The organism is Arthrobacter sp. LT660, assembly GCF_056172845.1.
This window is the reverse complement of sequence record NZ_CM149651.1, coordinates 218810-244153: the sequence shown is the minus strand read 5'-3', so window position 1 is coordinate 244153 and position 25344 is coordinate 218810. Positions and strand designations below refer to the sequence as shown.

The 25344-nt window shown below is 68.7% G+C and carries 22 protein-coding genes, 1 tRNA gene and 1 riboswitch; of the genes, 3 read left to right on the top strand and 20 right to left on the bottom strand.

What is annotated here, in order from left to right:
• Positions 1–32 precede the first annotated feature (32 nt).
• The gene (locus AC0QSG_RS01080) at positions 33–1271 is read right to left on the bottom strand and encodes an MFS transporter (RefSeq protein WP_475376377.1); all 1239 of its coding nucleotides are present in this window, start codon (positions 1269–1271) and stop codon (positions 33–35) included.
• Positions 1272–1484, bottom strand: a complete 213-nt coding sequence (locus tag AC0QSG_RS01075) for a universal stress protein (protein ID WP_435725825.1) — start codon at positions 1482–1484, stop codon at positions 1272–1274. It abuts the gene before it with no gap.
• Positions 1485–1752: 268 nt separating this feature from the next.
• Between AC0QSG_RS01075 and AC0QSG_RS01070 the strand changes: the two genes are divergently transcribed.
• On the top strand, positions 1753–2820 hold the full coding sequence (locus AC0QSG_RS01070) for an alanine racemase (RefSeq protein ID WP_475376376.1): 1068 nt from the start codon (positions 1753–1755) through the stop codon (positions 2818–2820).
• Positions 2821–2832: 12 nt separating this feature from the next.
• On the opposite strand, the gene AC0QSG_RS01065 is transcribed toward AC0QSG_RS01070, so the two are convergent.
• From AC0QSG_RS01065 to AC0QSG_RS01025, 9 genes are all read right to left on the bottom strand, one after another.
• Positions 2833–4296 carry a lipase maturation factor family protein gene (locus tag AC0QSG_RS01065; RefSeq protein WP_475376375.1) on the bottom strand — a complete coding sequence of 488 codons (1464 nt, stop codon included), beginning with the start codon at positions 4294–4296 and terminating at the stop codon, positions 2833–2835.
• An 81-nt stretch (positions 4297–4377) separates the two neighbouring features.
• Positions 4378–4453: transfer RNA gene (locus AC0QSG_RS01060), tRNA-Asn, on the bottom strand.
• 64 nt (positions 4454–4517) lie between these two features.
• Positions 4518–6563: a DNA primase gene (gene dnaG / locus AC0QSG_RS01055; protein WP_475376374.1), complete on the bottom strand. Its 2046-nt coding sequence runs from the start codon at positions 6561–6563 to the stop codon at positions 4518–4520.
• A 67-nt stretch (positions 6564–6630) separates the two neighbouring features.
• A complete protein-coding gene (locus AC0QSG_RS01050) occupies positions 6631–7983 on the bottom strand; it encodes a deoxyguanosinetriphosphate triphosphohydrolase (protein WP_475376373.1) in 1353 nt (450 codons plus the stop codon).
• Entirely contained in the window at positions 7967–9142 is a 1176-nt protein-coding gene (gene dusB / locus AC0QSG_RS01045) for a tRNA dihydrouridine synthase DusB (protein ID WP_435726217.1), read from the bottom strand. The genes AC0QSG_RS01050 and dusB overlap by 17 nt, the downstream gene beginning before the upstream one ends.
• A 106-nt stretch (positions 9143–9248) precedes the next feature.
• The gene (locus AC0QSG_RS01040) at positions 9249–10667 is read right to left on the bottom strand and encodes a YibE/F family protein (RefSeq protein ID WP_475376372.1); all 1419 of its coding nucleotides are present in this window, start codon (positions 10665–10667) and stop codon (positions 9249–9251) included.
• A 9-nt stretch (positions 10668–10676) separates the two neighbouring features.
• A complete protein-coding gene (locus AC0QSG_RS01035; RefSeq protein WP_435725820.1) occupies positions 10677–11591 on the bottom strand; it encodes a GNAT family N-acetyltransferase in 915 nt (304 codons plus the stop codon).
• Positions 11592–11670: 79 nt separating this feature from the next.
• Positions 11671–13056, bottom strand: coding sequence for a glycine--tRNA ligase (locus AC0QSG_RS01030; protein ID WP_475376371.1), 1386 nt, complete (start codon positions 13054–13056; stop codon positions 11671–11673).
• A 109-nt stretch (positions 13057–13165) separates the two neighbouring features.
• Positions 13166–14182 carry a DMT family transporter gene (locus AC0QSG_RS01025; RefSeq protein ID WP_475376370.1) on the bottom strand — a complete coding sequence of 339 codons (1017 nt, stop codon included), beginning with the start codon at positions 14180–14182 and terminating at the stop codon, positions 13166–13168.
• A gap of 88 nt (positions 14183–14270) precedes the next feature.
• On the opposite strand from AC0QSG_RS01025, the gene AC0QSG_RS01020 reads away from it, so the two are divergent.
• Positions 14271–14498, top strand: a complete 228-nt coding sequence (locus tag AC0QSG_RS01020) for an RNA-binding S4 domain-containing protein (protein WP_435725817.1) — start codon at positions 14271–14273, stop codon at positions 14496–14498.
• A 4-nt stretch (positions 14499–14502) separates the two neighbouring features.
• Here AC0QSG_RS01020 and AC0QSG_RS01015 read toward each other — a convergent pair whose 3' ends face one another.
• The 3 genes from AC0QSG_RS01015 to AC0QSG_RS01005 form a co-directional block, all read right to left on the bottom strand.
• Positions 14503–15168 carry an alpha/beta hydrolase gene (locus AC0QSG_RS01015; protein ID WP_475376369.1) on the bottom strand — a complete coding sequence of 222 codons (666 nt, stop codon included), beginning with the start codon at positions 15166–15168 and terminating at the stop codon, positions 14503–14505.
• Positions 15169–15200: 32 nt separating this feature from the next.
• Positions 15201–16280 (bottom strand): homoserine O-acetyltransferase MetX, encoded by a 1080-nt coding sequence (metX, locus tag AC0QSG_RS01010; protein WP_475377255.1) that lies wholly within the window; start codon positions 16278–16280, stop codon positions 15201–15203.
• 77 nt (positions 16281–16357) lie between these two features.
• Positions 16358–17701, bottom strand: a complete 1344-nt coding sequence (locus tag AC0QSG_RS01005) for a bifunctional o-acetylhomoserine/o-acetylserine sulfhydrylase (protein ID WP_475376368.1) — start codon at positions 17699–17701, stop codon at positions 16358–16360.
• A 74-nt stretch (positions 17702–17775) separates the two neighbouring features.
• Positions 17776–17893: riboswitch (SAM riboswitch) on the bottom strand.
• Between the two features lie 135 nt (positions 17894–18028).
• Between AC0QSG_RS01005 and AC0QSG_RS01000 the strand changes: the two genes are divergently transcribed.
• Positions 18029–18670 carry a VOC family protein gene (locus AC0QSG_RS01000; RefSeq protein WP_435725814.1) on the top strand — a complete coding sequence of 214 codons (642 nt, stop codon included), beginning with the start codon at positions 18029–18031 and terminating at the stop codon, positions 18668–18670.
• A 97-nt stretch (positions 18671–18767) separates the two neighbouring features.
• Here the strand turns inward: AC0QSG_RS01000 and AC0QSG_RS00995 are convergent, their stop codons facing one another.
• The 6 genes from AC0QSG_RS00995 to AC0QSG_RS00970 all read right to left on the bottom strand — a co-directional run bounded on the left by AC0QSG_RS00995 (position 18768) and on the right by AC0QSG_RS00970 (position 25337).
• Positions 18768–19574 carry a CPBP family intramembrane glutamic endopeptidase gene (locus AC0QSG_RS00995; protein ID WP_475376367.1) on the bottom strand — a complete coding sequence of 269 codons (807 nt, stop codon included), beginning with the start codon at positions 19572–19574 and terminating at the stop codon, positions 18768–18770.
• 92 nt (positions 19575–19666) lie between these two features.
• Entirely contained in the window at positions 19667–20164 is a 498-nt protein-coding gene (gene tpx, locus AC0QSG_RS00990) for a thiol peroxidase (RefSeq protein WP_435725812.1), read from the bottom strand.
• A 58-nt stretch (positions 20165–20222) separates the two neighbouring features.
• Positions 20223–21422: an imidazolonepropionase gene (hutI, locus tag AC0QSG_RS00985; protein ID WP_475376366.1), complete on the bottom strand. Its 1200-nt coding sequence runs from the start codon at positions 21420–21422 to the stop codon at positions 20223–20225.
• Positions 21419–22708 (bottom strand): formimidoylglutamate deiminase, encoded by a 1290-nt coding sequence (locus AC0QSG_RS00980; protein ID WP_475376365.1) that lies wholly within the window; start codon positions 22706–22708, stop codon positions 21419–21421. Before AC0QSG_RS00980 ends, hutI begins: the two co-directional genes overlap by 4 nt.
• Complete coding sequence (locus AC0QSG_RS00975; RefSeq protein ID WP_475376364.1) at positions 22705–23982, bottom strand: allantoate amidohydrolase; 1278 nt, start codon at positions 23980–23982, stop codon at positions 22705–22707. The genes AC0QSG_RS00980 and AC0QSG_RS00975 overlap by 4 nt, the downstream gene beginning before the upstream one ends.
• Before the next feature lie 11 nt (positions 23983–23993).
• Positions 23994–25337, bottom strand: a complete 1344-nt coding sequence (locus AC0QSG_RS00970) for a YjiH family protein (RefSeq protein ID WP_475376363.1) — start codon at positions 25335–25337, stop codon at positions 23994–23996.
• Positions 25338–25344: the final 7 nt, after the last annotated feature.

The window sequence follows — 25344 nt, the reverse complement described above, 5'->3', positions numbered from 1 at the left end:
CCCGAAATCCGGCGGCCGCACCCTTCTGCCCGCTACCCGCCGCGCCGTCGGTGGCCGGGTGACAGCTTCTCGACACCGGAGACCGCCAGCACCGCGCAGCTGAACCAGATGGCCCCAGCCGGACCCAAGGGGGCCGCCGCCACGCCCGCCAACAGCGGCATGGCCACCTGGCCCAACCGGTTGCCCATGAGCCGCACCGCAAGGGCCGAGCCTCGCCACGACGCGGGAACCGACTGCGAGACCAGGGTCATCGTCAAGGGCTGTCCCAGTCCCAAAAGGAAGCCGCCGACTGCGAGGCAGGCCGCCGCGATCCATACGTGTTCCATCACCAGCGGCGGAATGGCCAGCGCCACGGCCGAACCAAAGAGGCTGACCAGCACCAGTGACTCGCGCCGCCATTTCCGGGCGAGCGCCGGCAGGAAGACACGCGAGAGGATCGTGGCACCACCGCGCACCGCGAGCAGGACGCCGATCCAGAGCGGCGCCACCCCGGCCCGTTCGCCCACCACGGGCAGGAACGCGACCAGAATGTCTATCATGGCCAGAAGCGCCAACCCTGCCAACATGTGCGAGGGCATGCCGGGGACCCGGAGGATCCCGGCTACGCTGGGCGCCCCCTCACGCGGTTTTCCCTCGGCGCGCGCGTCCCGCGCCCGTCGCGCGGCGGCGCCGGGAAGGTGTGGTTTGGCGAGCATCAGGGGAAGCGCCAACAGGGACAGAACGACGCCAAGCCACATGGCGACGTCGATGCCGGCCACGCGCTGCGGATCCCCCAGCGGGGCGGTGCCCACGATGGCCCCGCCGACCAGCGGCCCAATCAACTGTCCGGCGGCGAAGGCCGCGGTGAACCAGCCAAACCCCGCGTCCAGCTCGCTCTCCCGCGAGTGCCGGGCCACGGCGCTTTGCCCGGCGATGGTGTACATGAGGTGCCCGACGCCCAAGATCGCACTGCCGATACCGAGCGCCCAAAGGGAGGACCCAACCGCGAGGATGCCGGCGCCGGCCGACAATAGCATGGCTCCTCCGGCCAGCAGGATCCGCAAAGACGGCATTCGGTCGCTGACCTTGCCCAGCCACACCGCCAGGAACAGCGGAAGGACGGCGTAGACCGCCGTCACAGCGCCGACGACCGTGGCGTCCGCGCCCAATTCGAGCAGCTTGTAGCTGGTCATGGGCCTGACGAGGTTCAGCGTCGACTGCGTGAGAACCGCGGAACCGATCAGGAGCCATAGCCAACCGAGCCGGCGCCGCTTTCCCCCGGAGTCGGCCAATTAGGCGTTTCCGGCGGCTTTAACCGCTATCGCCGGGACGGACGCGCCGAGGAGGATCTCCTGCGCGTTGGGCCCGAGCAGGAGTTTCCCCACCGGACTGCGTCGCTTGATGTCCACCACGATGGCGGAGACGTCTTCTGTCCGGGCGACCTCCAACAAGTCGCCGGCGGCGGCGACGGCCGCCTGTCCCTCGGGGCTGGAAGTGCGAGCCACCAAGACCGACATCGTGTGTCCTTCCGTCGAGTGGGCGCCAGCCCACGTACTCCGTGCCCGGGCGTCCGTGCCCGGGCACCGATCGTGCCCGCCACAGCGGTTCGCTACCAGACTAGTCCCCGGTCCGCGGACACGGGGAGTCCCGGAACCGACGCTAGGTTTCGCATGCGGCACTGGTTAGGTTGGTGTCCCTAGACGTTTTCGGATGGTGTGGGGGCGACGGATTAGACGAGGGAACGCGCCCCACGCCGCCAACAGAGAGGCCCCCATGACCCGCTCCACTCCCTACCTGGCCGTGGACACGCGTGTATTGCGGCGGAACATCGCCTCCATGGCCGAGTTCGCGGCCGGTGCCGGTGTCGCGTTGCGTCCGCACGCCAAAACCCACAAGAGCCTCGACGTCGCACGCCTCCAGTTGGAGGCCGGCGCCGTCGGCCTGAGCGTGGCCACCCTCGGCGAAGCCGAAGTGTTCGCCGGCGGAGGGTTCGACGACCTGTTCATCGCGTACCCCCTGTGGGTCGACGAAGCCAAGGGCCGGCGGCTCCGCACGCTGGTCCGGAGGGCACGCGTCGTGGTCGGCGTGGCCACGGAGTCGGGGGCACGCGCCTTGGGATCGGCGCTGGGAGACGACGCCGGCCTGCTCGGTGTGCGCATCGAGGTGGACAGCGGCCACCACCGCAGCGGAACGGTTCCGGAGGAGGCCGGCCGCATCGCAGCCGCGGCAAGCGAAGCGGGCCTACGGATCGACGGCGTGTTCACGTTCCCGGGCCACGGCTACGGACCCGGCAGGGCTCTGCAAGCCGCGACCGACGAGGCCAGGGCGTTGGGGGCGGCGGCCGCCTCACTGGCCGTTGCCGGCATCGAATGTCGAGTGGTCAGCGGCGGGTCGACACCCACCGCGCGCCGCCACATGCCGGGAGCGGTCAACGAACTCCGCCCGGGCGTCTACGTCTACAACGACGCGCAGCAGATTGAATCCGGCACCTGCACCGAGGAATCTGTGGCACTGACGGTCGCCGCCACCGTCGTCGACGTACGCGGCCACCTGGTGGTCGTTGATGCCGGCAGCAAGGTCCTCGGAGCCGACCGGCCCGACTGGACCACAGGCTACGGACGTGTGGCCGGCCATCCGGCGGCCCGCGTCGTCGCCCTGTCCGAGCACCATGCCACCATCGACTGGCCCGCGACGGACACTGCGGTCCCGCCACCCGGCGCGGCTCTTTCCCTGATTCCGAACCACGTCTGCAACGCGGTGAACCTCGTCGACGATGTCCTCGCCGTCGACAACGGGTACGACGCCGTCTGGGCCATCCATGCGCGCGGCCGTAACTCATAGCGCAGGACGCGCCTAGCCGCCGCCCACGGCGGGGATCACCAGACGCGCGCGGTCCCGGACCCAGTGTGCCCCGGTTTCCCGGTGTTGCGCAGTGGAGGCGAAGCGGTAACGGTAGGCCCAAACGCGGACGAACCGCGGCGCCGCGCCGTCGAACGGGTCGCGGCACAGCAAGCGCAGCGTCGCCGGGTCGGCATCCAGGAGCTTACCGAGGAAGGCGTAAAACCAACGCTGGTGGACCGTACCCAGCGGGAGGAACCACATGAGCCAGTCCAGCCGCAGGTGGTAGGGGGCGAACTGCGCCGGGCGGCGGTCCACGTCGCCCGGCTTTCCCTTGAACTCGTATTCCAGCCATGTGGCCCCCGCGGAGGATGCGTCGTCGAGTGTTCCCTCGACGACGATCTCGATACGCTCGCGGGTGACCGAGCCGAACGCCCCATAGGCGTTGCCGATTTGCCAACGGTTGAAGCTGGCGTTCATCAACTGGTTCCGGGAGAACAGGTTACGCAGCGCCGGCACGCTGGCGACCACAATAAGCACCGAGCCGGCCACGACGACGATGCTCCACCACACGGGCGCCTCGGACGGCGTGCCGAGATCGGCGGGGACGGCGGGAACAACGGCGTGCACCGCCGGATCGCCCACCGCGCAGAACGCCAGGACGATGGTGATCCAGTTCAGCCAGGCGAAGTTTCCGGTGGCGACCAGCCAGAGCTGGGTGAAGATGATGGTCCCCGCAGCGATGGACGCGATCGGCTGCGGCAGGAACAGGAGGAACGGCACCGCCAGCTGAGCCGCGTGGTTGCCCGCCACCTCGGCACGGTGCCACCACTTCGGCATCAGGTGCGCTCGCCGGCTGAGGGGACCCGGCATGGGTTGGGACTCGTGGTGGTAGTAGAGGGCCGTCAGGTTGCGCCAGGCGGGGTCCCCGCGCCATTTGATCATGCCTGCCCCGAACTCGAGGCGGAACACCAGCCATGCAATGAGGACGAGGATGGGCGCAGGCGGCGGGACCTGCTGCGAGCCGAGGAACCCGACCGTGAATCCGGCCTCGAGCAGGAGCATCTCCCAGCCGAAGCCGTAGAACACCTGGCCGACATTCACGATCGACATGTACAGGCCCCACAGGGCGAGGAATGCCGCGAGCGGAAGCCACGGCGGCCCGAGTTGCGGCAGCCCGGCCACCAGGGCCGAGGCGATCAGGATTCCGAGAGCGCACACCAGGACGAGCTTCCGGTCCGAATAGCCCCAGCGGCGGAATACCGTGGGACCTCGGGCACCTCCGCGATCCAGCAAGGCGGGCACCGGCATCAGCCCGTGCTCGCCCAGAAGGGCACGGAACTGGTTGAGGGTGGAGACGAACGCCACGACGTATAACGCGGCCACACCGCGTTGCAGGATTTCCCGCGCAACCTCGTAGTCGGTGCCCGCCAGCCACTCCACGTGCCCATCGTAGGGCGGGACGGCGTCCGCCGCCATGGGATTCACGCGAGGGCGGCGGTCGCCTCGGGCGGAAACGGCGAAGTCCCCACCCCCTTGCGGGAACGGGGACTTCGAGAGTGGCTCCCCCGACTGGACTCGAACCAGTAACCCTTCGATTAACAGTCGAATGCTCTGCCAATTGAGCTACGGGGGAAGGCAACGGATACGACTATACAAGAGCACGCGAGCGACGCCTAAATCCCACCAATCCGGCGGGTTTATTCCGCCCGCAGAGAGCGGCGGCGCAGCTCCAACTCCATCAGTTCGCGGTTGATCCGTTGGAACGCCGCGGGGTCCGCGGACGGGTCCATCCGCTGGAGTTGTCCGATCTTCTCCGCCTTGAAGTGGGTGATCTGCAGTTCGAAAAGCCTGTTCATGATGTCCCTGCAGTAGCCCGCCAAGGCATCGTCGGAGTGGGCCGGCAACGGCATAACCGCCAGCTCGGAGACAAAGGACCGCACCGGATCGGGCACTTCCTGGCGGATCGTCTCGACCCAGTGCGCCGGGGTCGCCCCGGCCGCGCCGGCGGCCCGGATGGCATCATGGATGAGGACATGAACGGGGGCGGTGAACCGTGCGTCGTAGAACGCCTGCCATTGCTCGGGCGTGAGCATTCCTGGCTGCTGGAGCACCACCTCCAAGGACTCCCGCTCCATCCGCGCCACCGGGTCCCGGGGATCGGGACGGGCGAGGGATTCGCCCCGTTCCCCCCTATCCCCCGGGGCCGCGTCGTCACCGTGTCCCCCCTGATTTCGCTGCCGCGTGGCTTCGCTCTGCTGCCGGCTTCCGGCGCCGCGCTGTAGCGCTCCGGCGTCGTTCCGGCCGGCGTCGTTCCGGCCGGCGTCGTTCCGGACGTTGTCGCTCCTACCGCCGTCGCTCTTGGCATCGCCGTTCCTGGGGCCGCCACTCCCGCCCGGTTCGCCGGCACCGTCGCGGAGCCGTTTGGCGGCCGCGCCGACGGCGCGGTTGACGTCGTCCATGTCCATGCCCAGCCAGCCGGCCAACTCACGCGCGTAGGCAGGACGCATGGCCGAGTCGCGGATGGCGGCGATGATGGGCGCGGATGCCCGCAGGGCCTGGACGCGGCCCTCCACGGTGTTGAGGTCGAACCGCTTCAGCCCGACCTTGATGGCGAATTCGAACAGCGGACGCTTGGATGCGATCAGTTCGAGCACGGCCTCGGGACCGCGCCGCTGACGCAGCTCGCAGGGATCCGCGCCGCTGGGTTCAACTGACACATACGTCTGCGCGGTGAACCGCTGGTCCTCCTCGAACGCCCGCAGGGCGGCCTTCTGTCCTGCGGCGTCGCCGTCGAACGTGAAAACCACTTCTCCCCCGGTGCCATCGTCCTGGAGCAATCGACGTGCGATCTTGATGTGGTCCGTGCCGAAGGCCGTGCCGCAGGTGGCCACCGCGGTCCCGACGCCGGAGAGGTGGCACGCCATGACGTCCGTGTAACCCTCGACGACGACGATCTGGCGGTTTTTCGTGATTTCCCGTTTGGCCAGGTCCACTCCGTAGAGCACCTGTGATTTCTTATAGAGCTGCGTCTCGGGTGTGTTGAGGTACTTCGGACCCTGGTCGTCCTCGTAGAGCTTGCGCGCTCCGAAACCGATCGTCGCGCCGCTGAGATCCCGAATGGGCCAGATCAAACGACCACGGAAGCGATCGTAGATTCCACGGTTGCCCTCGGAGAACATCCCGGTGAGTTTGAGCTCCTCCTCTTGGAAGCCCTTGTGCCTCAGGTGCTTAAGCAGTGCGTCCCAGCCCTTTGGGGCGTAGCCCACGCCGAAGTGGGCGCACGCGGACTCGTCGAAGCCGCGCTCGGTGAGGAACTTACGACCGGTCTCGGCTTCGGGACTCGCGAGCTGTCCGTGGAAGTATTCCTCCGCGACCTTGTGGGCATCGAGCAGCCGCTGACGGCGTCCGACTTCCTGCCTGTTCGGGCCGTGCCCTCCGTCCTCGTAGCGAAGCTCGAAACCAATCCGTCCCGCCAGGCGTTCGACGGTTTCGCTGAAGGTGGTGTGGTCCATCTTCTGGATGAACGCAATGACGTCGCCGCTTTCGCCGCAACCGAAACAGTGGAAGGTTCCCACTTGCGGCCGGACATGGAAGCTCGGGCTGCGCTCGTCGTGGAAAGGGCATAGACCCTTGAAGGAACCTACGCCGGCGGACCGCAGCGTGACATAGCCGTCGACGACTTCCTTGATGTCGGTGCGCGAGCGGACCTCATCGATGTCTTCGCGTTTGATCAGGCCGGCCATGGCGTCCAGTCTAGTTGGCGGACGGGACGTTTTGGACGCCCGCAGGCCTCTCGGACGACGTCCAAAATCAGAACAGTTCGCTGCTGAACGAATGCCCTTGAACCAGCGTCGCGTGCCATTCAATGGCGGAGCCATCCGTCAGTGAGGCAACTTGGTCAATGACGACGCGGAGCCGTCCGGCGTCGTCGGCGGCATCCCTCCAGTCGGCGGCGAACATCGGCTCCAGGTAGCGGTCGCCGGTTTCCTCAAGCAGGCCCACGAGGTCGGCCAACACCTCTTGTTGGCGCTGGTAGATCGGCTGCCGTTCCTCGCTGGTCATGACGTAGGCGGTCGCAAGGCCCTTCATGGCGGCGATCTCGTGCTCTGTCTCGACCGGAACCAGCAGTCGCCCGTTGAACCTGGTCAGCCGGTCGGGCCCGAACTCCGCGCGGGTGGCGTCCAAAGCGGATTGGGAGAACCTGCCGATGAATTGGCTGGTCATGTCCTTCAGCGCGGCCATGGCTCGGCGTGACCCGTCGGTGTGGGGCACCCACTCCGGGGTGGCCTCGAGACGCGCCAGAGCGGCGTCGATCGTGTCGTCGGGCTCGTCCGGCAGGTACCAACGGCGCGTGTAATCGACCACTCTCGCCCGTTGGTCCGGATCCCGGATCCAGCGCAGCTGGAATCGGCCCGCAACGATGGCATCCTCAACGTCGTGCACAGAATAGGAGATATCGTCGGCGAGGTCCATGACCTGGGCCTCGATGCACGTCTGGCGAGGCTCGGAGGCGGCCCCGTGCGCCCCGTCGTCGTTGCCGGAGCGAAGCCAGTCGAAGATCGGTCGGTCGTCCTCGTAGACACCGAATTTCTTCGTCGTCTTGCCGCTCTTCATGGGCGCGTCGACGCGTCGCCAGGGGTACTTCGTTGCGGCGTCAAGGGTCGCCCTCGTGAGGTTCAGGCCGGCCGAATCTCCCGTGTGTCGGAACGTCTTGGTTTCGAGCCTGCTGAGCAGGCGCAGGGTCTGGGCGTTGCCCTCGAAGCCTCCGATGTTCTGGGAGAGCTTGTTGAGGGCCTTCTCGCCATTGTGGCCGAATGGAGGGTGCCCAAGGTCGTGCGCAAGGCACGCCGTGTCGACGACATCGCGGTCGCAACCGAGTGTTCCCCCGAGTTCCCTGCCCACCTGCGCGACCTCAAGCGAGTGGGTGAGCCGCGTGCGGACGAAGTCGTCGGAATACGGGGCGACTACTTGCGTCTTCGCGCCCAACCTGCGCAAGGCCGAGGAATGGAGGACGCGCGCCCGGTCGCGCTCGAAACTGGTCCGGTACGCCTTCTTAGGCGGTTCGGGAACCCATCGTTCCTCGTCGTAGGGCGTGTAGCCCGGCGCGAGTCGGGACACCGCGCCGTCGGTCCGCTCCGCGCGGGGATCAGCCACCGGAGACATCCAGCTCCGCCGCCGCGATCATCGACTTGTGGTCCGCGCTCAACTCTCGGCTGTTCAGCCAGCCGTCCGGCAGGGTCGTTCGCTTGGGGGAACCCGCGCGCCCGCGGGGGCCTTCTGCGTCGACTCCCGGGTAGGGCGCATCGGCGTCGAGCTGCGAGAGGAGTTCACGCAGTACCTCGAGACTCGGCACGGAAGCCAGCGCCGCACGCAACTCACCGCCGACCATGTAGCCCTTGAAGTACCAGGCGACGTGCTTGCGGATGTCCCGCAGGGCCTTGCCTTCGTCCGCGAAGTAGTCGACGAGGAGTTCGGCATGGCGGTGGAAGCTGTCGGCCACTTCCTTGAGGCCCGGGCGGAACCGATGGTCCGAGCCCTCGAAAGCGGCTTGGAGGTCACCGAACAGCCACGGGCGACCCTGGCAGCCGCGGCCGATAACGACGCCATCGACTCCGGTCTGCTCGACCATGCGCAATGCGTCCTCGGCGCTCCAGATGTCGCCGTTTCCAAGCACGGGAACGTCCGGCAGTGCCTCGCGGAGTTCCGCGATGGCGGCCCAGTCCGCCTTGCCGGAGTAGAACTGGCTGGCCGTGCGTCCGTGCAGTGTCACCGCGGCCACGCCCGCGTCCCGGGCGATCTTGCCTGCCTCGATGAATGTGAGGTGGTCGTCGTCGATACCCTTGCGCATCTTGATCGTCAAGGGAATGTCGCCGCGTGCGGCCTCACGCGTAGCCGCCTGGACGATCGCCGTGAACAGGTCGGTTTTCCAAGGGAGCGCAGACCCTCCTCCGCGGCGGGTTACCTTGGGGACGGGGCAACCGAAGTTGAGATCGATGTGGTCCGCGCGGTCCTCGTCGACCAGCATGCGGACGGCGGCGCCCACGGTTTTGGGATCGACGCCGTAAAGCTGCACAGAACGGACCGATTCGTCCTCATCGTGGGAGATGATGCGCATGGACATGTCGTTGCGCTCCACGAGGGCACGGGAAGTGACCATTTCGGCCACGTAAAGACCGCCGCCGTATTCGCGGCATAGGCGGCGGAAGGCCTTGTTGGTGATGCCCGCCATCGGCGCGAGCACCACGGGCACGTCGACGACGAGCTTGCCCAGCCTCAGGGGCGGCAACTCGAGCTTCGCAGGCGTGTGGGAATCGGAGGAAATAACGGTCACCCCCCCATTGTCTCAAGTCGGCGCAAATCGGCGAACAGTAGATGCGGTCGGTGGAAACGTGCCCGCTGGCTGGCGGCACCACCCATCGACACCGCCCCTATTTCTCGAGACCGCCCGGACTTTCAGGGGGACTCGACAATTTCGCGCGGTCTCGCCGAACCGGTGGGGACGGGACAGGGCGGCGGACGCGCTGCGTCGGGACGGTCGGATCCGCGTCCCACGCAGCGACGCCGGCGGTTCGTTCTTCGCTCGGGCCGGTGGCACCGTCCGGAGCGTTGGGTGCGTCCGCCGTACCGCGGCGGCCCCTGCCATGGCCCACCGCCTTCACGACCGCCACCGCGATCGCCGTCGTCACGGGGATGGCCAACACCAGCCCGATGGAACCGACGAGTGTCCGGACCACTTCCTCGGCCAACTCGCCACTCGTGAACGTATCGAGCAGCGCCCGATCGTACAGACTCACCAGGATCAGGACCGGCAACGCGGCTCCGGCATAGGCGAAGGCGATCGTATACACGGTGGACGCAATATGGTCCCGTCCAATGCGCATGGCCGAGGTGAACAGCTCCCCCGCGGGCCGATGGGGAGACGCCTCGGCCAACTCCCAGACCGCGGACGACTGTGTAATCGTCACGTCGTTCAGCACGCCCAGTCCGGCGACCAGTAGACCACACAGGATGACGCCGGAAAGATTGAGTTGCGGAACCTGGTTGATCAGCGTGTAGGCGTTGTCGTCGCCGACACCGGTGAGGTGGGCGGCGCCGGTCGCCCACGCCGCCAGCAGCGCCGTGACCAGCAGTCCGAACAGCGTTCCCAAGAGCGCCGTCGTGGTGCGCGCGGTGAATCCATGTGCGAAATACAGCACGGCGAACATGATCACGGAGCATCCGACCAGTCCCACCAACAGCGGCGGCTTGCCCTCGACCAGCGCAGGGAGCATGAATGCGGACAACACCGCGTAGGCACCACCCAGCCCCAGCAGGGCCCGGAAGCCGCGCCACCGCGCCACGGCACAGACGACGACGGCGTACAGCGTCGCGAGCAGCAAAATGGGTGCGGTCCTGACGAAATCCACGAAAACGTACGGCGCCGCGGAGCCCGTCACGGCCCCGCGCAGGTCCAGGTACCGTACCTGGTCTCCCGCCGACACGCCGTCGGACGCCACGATCTCGGGCGGAACCTCGACGGGGACCGCGCTCCCGCCTGCCGACGGCAGGACATACGACACCTCGCACTGCTGGGCCGTTCCCCCGGCGTCCTCCGTCGCGCCCGCGGACGGGCACTCCTCCAGGACCGTTTTCTGCACGGTACCGGTCGTGAAAACGACGCCGGCGGCCGCCGAGTACGGATCGCCGAGCGTCACGCGGTCCTCGGCCGGACCGGGCCACAACGCGAGGACGCCGACACCGGTCAGCAGCGCCAATGGCAACAGGATCGAGGCGAGGATGATGGTGGCGCGACGCCGGCGAACCGGATCCGCGATGGTCTCTCCGCCGTGCCCGTGGCCGTGCCCCACTCTGCTCCCCTAGTCCGTGCTGACGATGTGCGTGGTGGTGACCACGGTCGCTTGGCCGGCCGCCATCAAAGAATCTACGAGGTCGTGGAGCGGGACCATCGCGTCGTCCACCTCGAGCTTGACCGGGTACTGGTGCGCCAACATGGCCAGAAGGTTGACCAGCGCTTCGCGCGCGGAGGCGTCGGACAGCGACGGGTCCCAGCCCATCAGCACGTCCGCCGGGGCGTCGACGCGGTCGGGCTCGTAGCTGACGGCGAACGAGAGGATCTTCCCGCCGAGTTCCTTGGGCTTGTCGCGCAGGACGACGGCGCCCTTGGCCCCCGTCGCGTCGCCGAGCAGCATGGTCTGTGCCCGGCCCAGTGTCATCTCGGATCGGTCCCAGTCGTGCACCGCATTGTAGAAGTCGGCAACCAGCTGCGTGAGCTCGACGGATCCCGTGGCCGATTCCTCGAGCGTGAGGCCCTCCTCGTCGAACGTCGGGAGCTTCAGCCCACCGGGTTCCACCACGACGGCGCGCGAACGCTGAATGGGCTTCTGGCCAACCGCGCCGGTGAAGGCGTGCGCAGCCTCGGCCTCCGCGCCCTCGACGGTGTACCGGGACTTCAGCGCGGTGACGCCCGACGGCGCCGGTTCGGCACGCAGGCGCCGCAGCAGCTCCGTGGCGATTCCCTGGCGGCGGTGGCCGGACGCGACCTCGGCGAAGAACCACAGCCGGTCCGGATGCAGCGAGGATTCGAAGACCGTGGCCGCCGCGACGGGGACGCCGTGGTCGTCGGCCACCAGCGTGCGTGCCCACGGGTCATCCGAGGAGGGACGCAGCATAGTGCGGTCGATGTGGGCCTGCGGGGTCGAGGGGTCCCCCCAGAGCTGCAGCAGCGCCAGGTCGTCGCCGTCGCGCCATGGGCGGTAGTTCAGGTTGGTCATTCTGCTCCTGTGTAGATCTTGCTGTGGAACGCGCCGGGCCCGCCGATGATCTTCGGCGGGCCCGGCGCCGGTTCCCGTGCTATGCGCCCAGCAGGCGTGCGGCGAGGTAGGACTTGACCTGGTCAAGCGCCACGCGTTCCTGCGACATGGTGTCGCGTTCGCGGATCGTCACCGCATTGTCCTCGAGGGTGTCGAAGTCGACCGTGATGCAGAACGGCGTGCCGATCTCGTCCTGGCGGCGGTACCGACGGCCGATCGCCCCGGCGTCGTCGAAGTCGATGTTCCAGTGCTTGCGCAGCTCGGAGGCCAGCGCCTTGGCCTTGGGCGAGAGCTCCTCGTTGCGGCTCAGCGGCAACACGGCCGCCTTGACCGGAGCCAGACGCGGATCCAGGCGCAGGACGGTGCGCTTGTCGACGCCGCCCTTGGCGTTCGGAGCCTCGTCCTCGGTGTATGCGTCCACGAGGAAGGCCATCATCGAGCGGGTGAGACCGAACGACGGCTCGATGACGTACGGCGTGAAGCGCTCGCCCGAGGCCTGGTTGAAGAAGCTCAACTCGGTGCCGGACCCCTTGCTGTGCGAGCCGAGGTCGTAGTCCGTGCGGTTGGCGACGCCCATGAGCTCGCCCCACTCGGATCCCTGGAAGCCAAACTTGTACTCGAAGTCGATCGTCCCGGCCGAATAGTGGGCGCGCTCGTCCTCCGGGACGTCGAAGCGTCGCATGTTCTCGGGGTTGATGCCCAGGTCCATGAACCAGGCCCAGCAGATCTCCACCCACTCCTTGAACCATCCCTCGGCGTCCTCGGGCGCGGTGAAGAACTCGATCTCCATCTGCTCGAACTCGCGGGTGCGGAAAATGAAGTTTCCGGGGGTGATTTCGTTACGGAACGCCTTGCCGATCTGGCCGATGCCGAACGGCGGCTTCTTCCGCGAGACCGTGAGCACGTTGTTGAAGTTCACGAAGATACCCTGCGCCGTCTCGGGGCGGAGGAAGTGCAGTCCGGCCTCGTTGTCCACGGGGCCGAGGAATGTCTTGACCAGCCCGGAGAAGAGCTGGGGTTCGGTCCACTCGCCCTTGGTGCCGCAGTCCGGGCACACGATTTCCGACATGCCCTCCTGCGGGGCGCGCTTCTTCTTGGCCTCGAAGGCCTCGAGCAGGTGGTCCTGACGGTGGCGCTTGTGGCACTTGGTGCACTCGACCAGCGGGTCGGTGAACGTCGCGACGTGGCCGGAGGCCTCCCATACCGCCTTCGGCAGGATGACGGAGGAATCGAGCCCCACCATGTCCTCGCGCCCGCGGATGAAGGTCTGCCACCATTCCCGCTTGATGTTTTCCTTCAACTCGGTGCCCAGTGGCCCGTAGTCCCACGCGGAGCGGGATCCGCCGTAGATCTCACCCGCCTGGAACACGAATCCGCGCCGCTTGGCGAGGGAAATGACCTGATCGAGCTTGGATTGTGGCGCCATAGATTAATACTCCAAAGGTTCACGTGGCCGCTGGTTGCGGTCCGTAACGGGGGAACAATTCGCATCCAGCCTAGCGCGGGCGGGCGGGCGGGCGCGCATCGGCGGACGCTCAGGCGCGGCCCGTGCGCCCCCTCATGCCGGGCAGGGCGGCGGTGACGACGGCCACGAGCGTGAGCAACGTCCCCAGCACGGTCGCCGTCTCGACGATGGTTCCCGGCGTCGGCACCAGCAGGTCCAGGGCCAGCGATCCGAGGAGCTGTCCCGCGATCATGCACAGACCCGAGAGGAGAACGCCGAGCGTTCTGACCAGCACCGCGCCGACGGCGATGTAGACGACGCCGAATAGCCCGCCCGTGTAGTACCACCATTCGGTCGGCAACGGATGGGAGGGCCCGACGACGGCGGCCTTCACCGCCCACGCGGCGCAGAGCGCGGCGCCCCCGGCCGCGAAGTGCATCAGGGTCGCTGTGATCGGGGTTCCGTAGGTGGCCGCCTGGACGCCGTTCATGGCCTGTTGGAACCCGATGAAGAGCCCGGCGCTGAGCGGCAGCAACACCGGAAGGAGCCAGATGGCCACCTGCGTGGCCTCCATGCGCGGGGACACGGCCCACAGGACGGATCCCACCATCAGGACCGACGCCGCGAGGCGCCAACCGGAAACGGGGCGCCGGCCCCCGGGACCGAAGCCGATGCGGTCCACGAGGAGCCCGCTGAAAGTCTGGCCGGTGACAATGGCCAGGGTGAACAGTGCGATGCCGATCAGCGGCACGGACGTGGTCTGGCCGACCACCAGGTAGGCGCCCAGGACCCCCGCCCCGAGGTACCAGCGGGGAAACTCCCGGCGACCGACCGCCCGGCGCATCGCCCGCCACCCCGCTCGTCCGCGGGGCAGCAACGCCGTCGCGGCTATCAGCACCGTCAGGCCGACGCCGAAGCTGATGCCCGCCGCGCCGATGGGATCCTCCATCGTGAATCCCAGGGCGCCGTTGACCCTGCCCTGGAGGGGAATGATCGTTCCCGCCGCGAGCGCGAGGCCGAGGCCGAGCCACGTGGGGATCGAGCCCGCTGCGGGGCGCGCGGAGCCCTGGGAGTGCGGGGCGGTGGGGGCAGGTTTCCGGGTGCTCATCGACTCACCATGTTACGCGGATGCACGCCGGCAGGGCGGCAAACCGGCCGCGTTCGCGCGAAGGCGCCAACTGCCGGATGATGGGTCCATGAGCATTCCCGAACCCGCACCCGTTCAGATCCGCGACGAATCCATCCGCCTCGGCCAGCTGCTGAAGCTTTCCTCCCTGGCGGAGGACGGAATCCAGGCCAAGGAATTCGTGGAGAACGGGCTGGTGAAGGTCAACGGCGAGATCGAGACGCGCCGGGGGCGCCAGCTCCGCGCCGGAGACACCGTGGAGGTCAACGGCGAGGTCATCGTCGTCGAACAGGGCTAGTCCCCTAGCCGACGGGGGCCTCGCGGGCGTCGAGGACGGCCCGGTGCAGGAACTCGGAGACGTGGCCCATCTCCGGCTGGGAAATGCTGTGCTGCATGCCCGCGTAGAGCATCTTGGTCAGATGGGTGTTCTCGGTCGCCCAGTCGTGGGTGAACGCGATCTTGTCCTCGGTGATGACCTGGTCCGCCTGGCCCCGACCCCAGAACAGCGGCGTGCCGGCGGCCTTTACCCCGGCGTCGTCAAAGAAGTCGCTGCCCGTGGCGGGCACCGCGAAGCCGGAGAGTCCGACGACGGCGGCGACGTCGCTCGGGCGGTGGCGCAGCGCGCTGGTGGCGACGGCCATGCCCATGGAAAAGCCCAACAGCGTCACCGACGAGTGGTTCCCGCGGACGGTGTCGAGCCACGCCCAGACATCGGCCACGGACTTCTCGACCTTCTCCACGGAGAAGTCGGGCTCGTGCATCAGCGGGAACCAGGTGAACCCGGGGCCGAGCGCGTGCGGCGCCCGCACGGAGGCGATCGTGAACTCCTCCGGGAGCAGCGGGGCGAGCCCCATCAGGTCCGCCTCGTTGGAGAGATAGCCATGGAAGGCCACCAGCAGGGGCGTTCCGGCCCGCTCCGATTCGGGACGGGACCAGACAACTACGGGGTTCGAAGACGATTCGCTCATGGTTCCATTGAACCACAGTCAAGGTTGACGCTTCAATCGTTTCGCGTCGGTTGCCCGTACAGCGATCCGCGAAGCCCCCCGTCGAGCTGCTCGATGTCCGTGAGGAACCCGTCGTGCCCCAGCGGAGAAGAGATGTAGCGGACCGCGGGCCGTCCGGGCAGCGCGGCCGCCAGCCGCTCCGACTGCGCCGGCCAGTACAGCCGGTCGCTGTCGACCGCCGCAACGACGAATTCGACGGAGCCGAGCCCCGCGAGAGCCGCATCGACTCCCCCGCGCCCACGGCCGACGTCGTGGCTCATCAGCGACTCCGTCAGCACCAGGTAGCTGTTCGCGTCGAACCGCCCCGACAGCTTCGCCGCCTGGTGGTCGAGGTAGCTCTCGACCTGGTAGCGACCGCGTTCCATGGTCGCCGACCCGAGTGGCTCCTCGCCCGGCTGCGGCCGCCGCCCGAAACGGACGTCGAGTTCCGGTTCGGAGCGGTAGGTGATGTGGGCGATGCGCCGGGCCAACCCGAGCCCGGCGACCGGCGCCGTCCCGCCGTAGTAGTCGCCACCGGCGAAATGGGGGTCGAGGCGGATCGCGGCGGTCTGCGCCTGCGCGAAGGCGATCTGTTCCGCACTCGCCTCGGCCGCGGCGGCGATGACCACGCACGCCCCGACCCGCCCGGGGAACTCGGCGGCCCATTCCAGCGCCCGGGCACCTCCGAGGGAGCCCCCGATCACGCTGTGCCAGCGGGCGACGCCGAGGGCGTCGGCCAAGCGCGCCTCGGCGCGGACGGAATCGCGGACCGTGGTGAACGGGAAGCGCGACCCCCAGGGCGCGCCGTCCGGATCCGGGCTGGACGGCCCGGAGGTCCCGTTGCAACCGCCGACCATGTTGGCGGCCACGACGAAGTAGCGGTCGGTGTCCAACGTCTTGCCGGGCCCGACGAATCCGTCCCACCAGCCGGGTTCGTCAGAGTCCCCGCGGGCGACGTGCGGGTCCCCCGTGAGGGCGTGCTGCAGCAGGACGGCGTTGGACGCGTCGGCGTTCAACCGGCCCCACGTTTCGTATCCGATGACGAGCTCGGGCAGCCAGCCGCCCGTCTCGAAATCGAAGGCGCCGGTGCGCAGGGTCCGCGGAACGCCGTCGGTCCGCGGACCGACGGCGTTCGGAGCGGCGCGCTCCGACGTCGCGTTGAAGTCGAGGGTCACCGGGCCGCCTGCAGGTCCGAGGGCGCGGCCCGGCGGACGGCGTCGAACCCGGCCAACAGGTCGGCGATGATGTCATCGACGTGCTCCAAGCCGACCGACAACCGCACCAGCCCGGGAGTGACCCCGGCGGCGGCCCGCTCGGCCTCGCCCAACTGCGCGTGGGTCGTCGACGCCGGGTGGATGACCAGCGAACGGACGTCGCCGATGTTGGCCACGTTGGAGTGCAGTTCCAGCCCGTCGACGAAGGCCTGTCCCGCTTCCGCGCCGCCCTCCAGGTCGAACGCGACGATCGCGCCGGTGCCGCGCGGTCCGTACTTGTGCCCCCGTTCGAACCACGGGCTCGACGGCAGGCCGGCGAAGGCCACGGAGCGAACGGACTCCCGCGCCTGAAGCCATTCGGCGACCTTCTGCGCGTTGGAGACGTGGCGCTCCATACGCAGGCTCAGCGTTTCCAGGCCCTGGGCGATCAGGAACGCGTTCAGCGGGGCCGCCGCGGAACCGAGGTCCCGCAGCAGTTGGACGCGGGCCTTCAGGATGTAGGCCAGGTTGGCTCCGAGGGCGCCGCCGACGCCGAGGTCGCGGGCGAACACCAACCCGTTGTAGGACTCGTCCGGCGTGTTGAACGTCGGGAACCGCTCGGGGTCCCGCGCGAAGTCGAAGTTGCCGGAGTCCACGATCACGCCGGCGATCGCGGTTCCGTGCCCGCCGAGGTACTTGGTGGCCGAGTGCACAACGATGTCCGCGCCCCATTCGATGGGGCGGATCAGGTACGGAGTCGCCAGCGTGTTGTCCACGATGAGCGGGACGCCGGCCTCGTGGGCCGCGGCGGCGAGGCCCTCGATGTCCAGCACGTCCTGCCGGGGATTCGAAACCACCTCGCCGAAGAAGGCCTTGGTGTTCGGCCGGACCGCCGCGCGCCAGTGTTCGAGGTTGTCGGGATCCTCGACGAACGTCGTCTCGATGCCCAATCGACGCAGCGTGTGCTTGAACAGGTTCTGCGTCCCGCCGTAGAGGCTCGGGCTGGCCACGATGTGGTCGCCCGACTCGGCGACGTTCAGGATCGCGAAGGTCGTGGCGGCCTGGCCGGAGGCCAGGAGGAGAGCGCCGACGCCGCCCTCGAGGTCGGCGATGCGGTTTTCCACGGCCTCGGCCGTGGGATTGCCGATGCGCGTGTAGATGGGCGCGAGTTCCTGTAGCGCGAACCGCGCCGCCGCGCTCTCCGCGCTCGGGAAGACGAACGACGTCGTCTGGTAGATCGGCAGGGCGCGCGCCCCGGTTGCCGCGTCGGGTGTTTGTCCCGCGTGGATCTGGCGCGTCTCAAAGGACCAGTTGGTGGACATTGTGGTGCTCCTCTTTCGTCTGAGGGGCCGCACCAAACGGAGTTGCCACACGGAGTGTGACGCCGCCCGGAACCGACCCGCGCTTGCCCCGCGCCACGCTTGGCGCCGAGCCCGGTCCTCACCCGGGGCACCCCACCGCGGGTGGAGGGTTGCCGGCCAGCAAACCGGGGTTTCGCGCTGGCACTCATGACCTGTAGAACAGTTTCGCGGATGCCGCCGCGCCCCGCAAGCGACGCCCGGCGAATATGACGGGGTTTGACACAGCCCTCGGCTCAAGTAAGGACGTCCTAAGTCGAGACGCACCTCACAAAGTGCCATCATGGGCACATGAGGTTGGACCACGTTTCATACGCTTGCGGACAGGATGGGTTGGCGGCCACCGCCGACCGCATCAAAGACACTCTGGGGATCGAGTCCGTCAAGGGCGGCGTGCATCCCCGGTTCGGCACACGGAATGTCATTTTCCCCTTGCTGAACAACCAATACCTGGAGGTCGTCGAGGTGCTCGCGCACCCGGCCTCTGACAAGGCGCCGTTCGGCCAGGCCGTGCGTGCGCGGTCGGAAATGGGCGGAGGATGGATGGGCTGGTGCGTCGCCGTCGACGACCTGGCCCCCTTCGAGGAGCGGCTCGGCCGGTCCTCGGTTCCCGGGAACCGGAAGTTCCCGGACGGCCAGGAACTGACGTGGCAGCAGATCGGCATCAAGGGACTCATCGCGGACCCGCAGGTTCCCTACATGTTGCGCTGGGACGACGGAACCGAGAACCTGCACCCGTCTCGCGCGCTGGAGCCGGTGGGGCGGATCTCCCGGATCAGCATCGCCGGCTCCAGGGAGCGGGTGCGCGAATGGCTGGGAACGCCGGAGCAGAGCCCCCTGGAGGGAGTGGACGTCGAGTGGCAGGCGCCCAACGGGACGCCGGGCATCATGTCCGTGACCTTCGAGACTCCCAAGGGATCGATCACGCTGTAGCGGGACGGGACCTTGCGGACAGGACCGCGGGACACGAAGTGCGGGCCGGACATCCACTGTCCGGCCCGCGCCGCTTAACCGAGGTGAACTGCTTGAGCTAGGTGCCCAGCCCGATCGCCGGTCCGATCAGCGCGTAGCCGACGAACCCGGCCGTATCGAGCAAGGCGTGGGCGATGACCAGGGGCATTACCCGGCGGTACTTGAGGTACAACCACCCGAAGACCAGCCCCATCAGGAAGTTCCCCACGAACGGGCCGAAACCCTGGTAGAGGTGGTAGCTTCCGCGCAGGAGCGCGCTGGCGACCACCACGGCCCACGGGCCCCACGCCAGACGGCGCAACCTGTCGAAGAGGTAGCCGACGGCCACCGTTTCCTCGAGGAGGCCGTGGCGCACCGCGGACAGCACCAGGACCGGTATGGTCCACCAGTAGGGTTCCAGGGCGGACGGCACGATGGCCGTGGTCGCCCCCAACGCCCGGCCCGCGGCGTAGACGCCCAGCGTTCCCGCGCCGATCACGGCGAACAGCCCGAAACCCCACCCCAGATCGCGCCAAGGCCTCCGGAAGTCCAGGCCCATGGCCCGGAACCCATTGGTTCCCGCTTGGGCAAACAGGAAGAAAACCAGCGCCACGGGGACCAGGGCGAACACGATGTCCAACATTTGGTAAGTCAGGTCGAAGAGGGGACGCTCGCTCAGCGGGTTGTTCATGCTGGTCGTCTGCCCGCCCAGCGGGGCCCGGCTCAACTTGTCCAGGAGGCTGACCGCGGCGTAGACCGCGGACTGTCCGAGGGACAATCCGAGGACCAGCGCGATCTCGAACGCGATCCAGCGGCGGGACGCCGGCGGCCGCGCGCCGGCTTGGCGGCCGGCCGCGGAGGCGGCAAGGGATCCGGTGCTGTCCATGCCAACGATCGTAGCGGGCGGCGGAACAGCGCACAGGGCCCGCCCGCTTTCCCGGACGGACCCTGCCTCGAAGCGCTACTGCAGGGCCGCGGTTAGTTCAGCGCCGCGATGGCGGCGTCGTAGTTCGGCTCCACCGTGATGTCCGAGACGAGTTCGGAGTGCAGGACCGTCCCATCGGTGTCGACGACGACGACCGAGCGTGCGTTCAGTCCCGCCAGCGGGCCGTTGACCATCTTCACGCCGTAGGCCTCGGCGAAGTCGGAGCGGAAGGTGGACGCTGAAACGACGTTCTCCAGGCCCTCCGCACCGCAGAAGCGGCCCAGCGCGAACGGCAGGTCCGCCGAGGCGCAGACCACGGTGGCGTTCTGGAGTCCGCCGGCGAGCTCGTTGAACTTCCGCACGCTGGCGGCGCAGACGCCTGTATCGACGCTGGGGAAGATGTTGAGGACCAGACGGCGGCCGGCCAGGTCGGCGCTGGCAACGTCGGTCAGGTCCGCTCCCGTCAGCGTGAAGTCCGGGGCGGGGGCGCCCTGCGCGGGCAGGTCGCCAATGGTCTGTACGGGAGTTCCCTTGAATGCGGTGTTAGCCATGGTTCCTGTTTATCACGCGGCGGGCCCCGCTCCGGACCGCCACCGCGCCAGCCGATCGCTAGATCGCGCCCGCCGCCAGCGCACCCGCCCGGAAAACGGGGCCGGTGAGCCGCATCCCGGGCCGGTAGGCCAAATGCGAGACGCTGGGTGCGTCGAGCAGCTGCAGGTCCGCGCGCTTTCCCACCTCGAGCGAGCCGACTTCATCCTGCACGCCGAGCGCCAGCGCGCCACCGTATGTTGCCGCGGTGATCGCCTCGCCGATGTCCAGGCGCATCTGCAGCACGGCCGTCGCCACGCAGAACGCCATCGACGTCGTATAGGAAGTACCCGGGTTGCAGTTCGAGGCCAGCGCGATCCGCACCCCGGCGTCCAACAGCTCCCTGCCGGGCGCGAGGGGCTGGCGGGTCGAGAGGTCGCAGGCCGGCAGGCACGTCGCGACGGTGCCGGGGATGCCGGACCGCGTGGCCGGATCCCATCCACTCCACGATCCGGCGAGCGAGTCGACGTCGGCCGCGTCCAAATAGTTGACGTGGTCCACGCTCTGGGCGCCGAACTCCACGGCCAGGCGCACCCCCGGGCCGGGTCCGAGCTGGTTGCCGTGGACCTTCAGCCCCAACCCCGCCGCCGCACACGCCGCGAGCACCTGCCGCGATTGCGCCTCGTCAAACGCGCCGCGTTCGCAAAAGACGTCGGCGAAGCGCACGTGCGGGAGTACGCCCGCAAGCATCTCCCCGCAGACCAGGTCCGTGTATTCCTGGGCGTCCATGCCGGCCGGCACCAGGTGGGCGCCCAAATAGGTGACCGCGTCGACGACCTCGGCGGCAATCCGGGCATGGCGGGTCTCCTCCGCCACGGTCAGTCCGTATCCGGTCTTCGTTTCGAGGTACGTCGTGCCCCCGGCCACGGCCTCGGCGGCGCGGCTGGCGACAAGGGCGAACAGTTCGTCGTCCGGAGTCGTCGTGGTGGCCGCGGTGGTCACGGCGATCCCCCCGGCGGCATAATCCTGCCCGGCCATCCTGGCGACGAATTCGTCTCCCCGGTCCCCGGCGAAGACCAGGTGGGTGTGCGAGTCAACCCAGCCCGGCAGCGCCGCGCGTCCGTCCGCGTCGAGCACGGTGCCGGCCGCGGGCGCATCCGCGGCCGGCCCGATCCAGGAAATGCGGTCGCCGTCCATGAGGAGTGCGCCATCACGCACTGTGGACTGGGCGGCGTCGGCCGTGAAGATCTCCGACAGGTTGGTGATCAGCGTGGTGCTCATGAAAACTCCGGGTGTTCGGCGAAGAAGGCGGCGTACAGGGCGGCGGGGTCCCCCAGACGGACGTGGATCCCGTCCGTCGCGACCAGTTCCCCGTTGATGTGGACTTCCGCGACGTCGGCTGCCGTGGCCGTCAGGGGCAGTTGGGCCGGCCGCGAACCGATCGTGCGCACGGTGTCGGTGCGCACCAGCAGGTGGTCGCCGTTCTCCCCGAGTCCCAGCGACCGCAGCCCGCCCTCGCGCGCGGCACGGGAGATTTGCGCCGGGGAGAAGCGCCCGCGTTGGCCGCTGCGCAACCGTTCGCCGTGCTCGAGCGAGCGCTGTTCCAGATAGGGATCCAGCACAGCGTGCTGGTCGCTGCCCAGGGACAGGACCGCGCCGGCGTCGGCAAGTTCGCGGGCCGGTCCGATCCCGTCGCCTAGGTCGGCCTCGGTCGTGGGGCAGAAGACGACGCCTGCGCGCGCCGCGCCCAGGTCGGCAACGTCGGATTCCGTCAGATGGGTGGCATGCACGGCAGACAGCCGGCCGCCCAACAACCCGGCACTCCCGAGCAACGCCGTGGGCGTCAACCCATGGGCGGCAACGCACGCCTCGTTTTCGGCGGGCTGCTCGGAAAGGTGCACGTGCAAGGGGGTGGCGGGATCCAGACCCGCGGCGATTTCGGCCAGGTCGCCGGCGGAGACGGCGCGCACCGAGTGGATCGCGGCACCCAGGGTCAGCAGGCCGCGACCGGCATCCAGCGTGGCCAACGCGTGTCCGAGCCGCGCGTGGCGCTCCAGCCAGCCGGCGGCGGTGCCGTCGCTGAAGCGCCGCTGCGTCTCGTCCAGGGGCAGCGCCGAACCGTCGGCGGCCAGCCCGCCGTGCAGGTAGCAGGTGTCCAGCAGCACCAGGCGGATGCCCACGGACAGCGCTGCCCGTCCGAGCGCCAGTTCCATGGCGTGTCCGCCGTCGCGGCGGGCGCCGTCCCCGCCGTAGGGTGTGCCGTCCGCTTGGTGGTGCAGATAGTGGAATTCGCCCACCGCGCCGTATCCCGCGGTCGCCATCTCCGCGTAGACCGCGGTGGCCAACTGCTCGTACGCCGCCGGCGTGAGCCGGTGGGCGGCGGCATACATGTGTTCGCGCCAGGTCCAGAACGTGCCCGCTCCCCCGTCCGCGCCCTCGTGGGTTCGCCCGCGCAGGATGCGGTGGAAGGCGTGCGAGTGGGCGTTCACCGGCGCCGGAACGCGGACCGCGGGGCGGCCGGACGCGCCGTTGGCGACACCGCCGGCTACTTCGTCGCTGGCGCTCACAGCAGGTCCTCCAGTGCGTCGGCGAGGGCGAGGACCCCGGCTTCGGCGTCGTCCTCTTCCACGAATTCCTCGGGCGAGTGGCTGATGCCGGAGGGATTGCGCACGTACACCATGCCGGAGGGGACCTCGGCGGCGAGCACTCCGGCGTCGTGCCCCGCTCCCGTGGGAAGCAGCGGCGCCGCCGGTTCGCGGCGCCGGACCGACTGGGCGAGGGATCGGGACAGCCCGGCGTCGAAATGCACGGTGTTGGAGAACGATTCCTCGGTGAGGACGACGCGGCAGCCCTCGAACGCCGCAATCTTCTGCGCCTGGCCGTGGATCGATTCCACCAATCGGGCGGTGATCGCATCGTCCGGGTGGCGCACGTCGAGCCAAAGATCCACACGCGAGGCGATCACGTTGGTGCCGCCGGGGACCGGCTCGAGCCTGCCGACGGTGGCGCGGGCGTTGTCCTGGGCGGCGCCCGTCTTGCGCACTGCCACCACGCATTGGGCGGCGGCGACCATGGGGTCCGCGCGGTCGGCCATGAGCGTGGTGCCCGCGTGGTTGCCTTGACCGGAGAAGGAGAGCCGCCAGCGGCCGTGGCCCAGAATGGTGTCCCCGACCGCGATGGCCGGCCCCCGCCCCGCGTGGTCCGTGTGCTCGGCGGAATTCAGTCCGCGGCCCTGCTCGACGTGCAGCTCGACGAAGTCCCCGATCCGCGCCAAGGTGGCCTCGTCGCGGCCGAAGCTGTCGGGGTCCAACCCGTTGGCCCGTGCGACGTCCGCGAACGTGTTGCCGTCGGCGTCGCGCAGCCGCAGTGCGCGCGCGGGGTCGATGGCCCCGGTGAGCAGGCGCGATCCCAGGCAGGCCACGCCGAAGCGCGACCCCTCCTCCTCGGGGAAGACCGCGATGGCCATCGTCCGGTGGCGGACCACTGCGCCGGCCGCCTCGCGTTCGGCCAACAGATCGAAGGCGGCCAGCGCGCTGGCAACGCCGAGCGGGCCGTCGAAGGCCCCGCCGCCGGGAACCGAATCCAGGTGGGATCCCGTCACGAGCGCGCCGCGGCGCGGGTCCCCGCCGTCCGCGGTTCCGGGCAGGTCCCACCACGCCCAGATGATGCCGTGGGCATCGGTGGAGACCTCGAGCCCGCGGGCGGCGGCCTCGGCCTGGAACCATTCGCGCAGGCCCAGCTCGGCGGAGGAGAAGACCGGGCGGGAGTAGCCGCCGCGCCGCCCGTCGCGCCCGGTGTCCGCGATCGCGGCGAGCAGGGAGTTTACGGTGTTCGTGGGCACGTCCATGTGTCCTATCTGCCGACCATCAGGAAGGCGATGGGGCTGGCGATGAGCAGGGTCAGGGCGACGCGCTGGGCCCAGATGACCACGAGCTGCCAGACCTTCAACGGGATTTGGGTGGCCAGGATGCAGGGCACCAGGGCGGAGAAGAAGATGATCGCCGAAACGCAGACCACGCCGATGACCAGGCGCAGGTACTCGGACTCGTGCCCGGCGACCACCGTGGCCGGCAGGAACATCTCGGCGATCCCCACGGCGGAGGCCTTGGCCGCCAGCATCGGGTCGGGCAGGCCGACGGCCCAGGTGATCGGCAGGAACAGGTAGCCCAGCCAGTCGAAGACCGGCGTGAAGCGCGCGAGCAGCAGTCCGATCAGGCCGACCGAGAGGATCGAGGGCAGGATCGCCATGGCCATGAGCAGCCCGTCGCGGAAATTCGTCCAGAGGTTCCGTCCCAGCGAGGGTGCGCCCGCGAGTGTCTTCATCGCATCGTTCCAGGCGGTGGCCAGGCGGCGGCCGGTGACCTTCTCCTCCGGGGATGCGTCGGAGCCCGGGTGGTATTCGTCAGTGATCCGGCTCAGCGGGGGAAGCCGCACGACGATGGCGGTGACCAGGAAGGTGACCGCGAAGGTGAGGAAGAAGTAGGGCAGCCACAGGTGCATGAGGTCCAGCGTCTTGGCCACGATCAGCATGAACGTCACCGAGACGGTGGAGAACCCGGTGGCGATGATGGAGGATTCCCGGGCGGTGTAGCGTCCGGACTGGTACATCCGGTCGGTGATCAGCAGTCCGAGCGAGTAGCTACCCACGAAGGAGGCAACGGCGTCGACCGCCGAACGTCCCGGCGTGCGCCAGATGGGGCGCATCACGCGCTGGACCATCACGCCCACGAACTCCATCAGTCCGTAGCCCACCAGCAACGCCAGGAAGATGGCCCCGACCGGGACGATCATGCCCACGGGGACGACGAGCTTGTCGAACAGGAACGGGCCCAGATCGGGTTCGAAGAGCAGCGCCGGCCCCACGTTGAGCACCAGCATGGTGCCCGTTGCCAGGCCGAGGATGTTGAGGAACGCGAACACGGTCTTGATTGGCGACTGGCGCCAGCGGCCGGAGGCGAAGGGGTAGATGGTCCCGGCGACGATCAGCCCGAGGGCCACGAATCGCACCGCCTCGCCGAGGCCGGCGATGATCCAACCGACCAGATGGTCGAGCGGGATGGTCTCCTTGCCACCGATGTCGATGGGCACGAAGAACATGAAGACGCCGATGAGGCTGTAGACGAAGAAGCGCCAGGTGCCGCGCGGCTTCACGGCAGTGCGGTCTTGCTCGAGATCGGTGCTGTTGATTTCCGACATGGAACCG

Coding starts and splice junctions, on each gene's coding strand:
- AC0QSG_RS01035 (WP_435725820.1), bottom strand. CDS start 11,591: ATGACCAACCTGAACTACCGCCCATGGCGCGACGGCGACGACCTGGCG.
- tpx (WP_435725812.1), bottom strand. CDS start 20,164: ATGGCTAACACCGCATTCAAGGGAACTCCCGTACAGACCATTGGCGAC.
- AC0QSG_RS01005 (WP_475376368.1), bottom strand. CDS start 17,701: ATGTCCACCAACTGGTCCTTTGAGACGCGCCAGATCCACGCGGGACAA.
- AC0QSG_RS01050 (WP_475376373.1), bottom strand. CDS start 7,983: ATGTCTCCGGTGGCTGATCCCCGCGCGGAGCGGACCGACGGCGCGGTG.
- AC0QSG_RS01065 (WP_475376375.1), bottom strand. CDS start 4,296: ATGGCGGCGGACGCCGTCCCGCCCTACGATGGGCACGTGGAGTGGCTG.
- AC0QSG_RS01020 (WP_435725817.1), top strand. CDS start 14,271: ATGAGCATTCCCGAACCCGCACCCGTTCAGATCCGCGACGAATCCATC.
- AC0QSG_RS01030 (WP_475376371.1), bottom strand. CDS start 13,056: ATGGCGCCACAATCCAAGCTCGATCAGGTCATTTCCCTCGCCAAGCGG.
- AC0QSG_RS01025 (WP_475376370.1), bottom strand. CDS start 14,182: ATGAGCACCCGGAAACCTGCCCCCACCGCCCCGCACTCCCAGGGCTCC.
- dnaG (WP_475376374.1), bottom strand. CDS start 6,563: ATGGCCGGCCTGATCAAACGCGAAGACATCGATGAGGTCCGCTCGCGC.
- hutI (WP_475376366.1), bottom strand. CDS start 21,422: ATGAGCACCACGCTGATCACCAACCTGTCGGAGATCTTCACGGCCGAC.
- AC0QSG_RS00970 (WP_475376363.1), bottom strand. CDS start 25,337: ATGTCGGAAATCAACAGCACCGATCTCGAGCAAGACCGCACTGCCGTG.
- AC0QSG_RS01070 (WP_475376376.1), top strand. CDS start 1,753: ATGACCCGCTCCACTCCCTACCTGGCCGTGGACACGCGTGTATTGCGG.
- AC0QSG_RS00995 (WP_475376367.1), bottom strand. CDS start 19,574: ATGGACAGCACCGGATCCCTTGCCGCCTCCGCGGCCGGCCGCCAAGCC.
- AC0QSG_RS01015 (WP_475376369.1), bottom strand. CDS start 15,168: ATGAGCGAATCGTCTTCGAACCCCGTAGTTGTCTGGTCCCGTCCCGAA.
- AC0QSG_RS01000 (WP_435725814.1), top strand. CDS start 18,029: ATGAGGTTGGACCACGTTTCATACGCTTGCGGACAGGATGGGTTGGCG.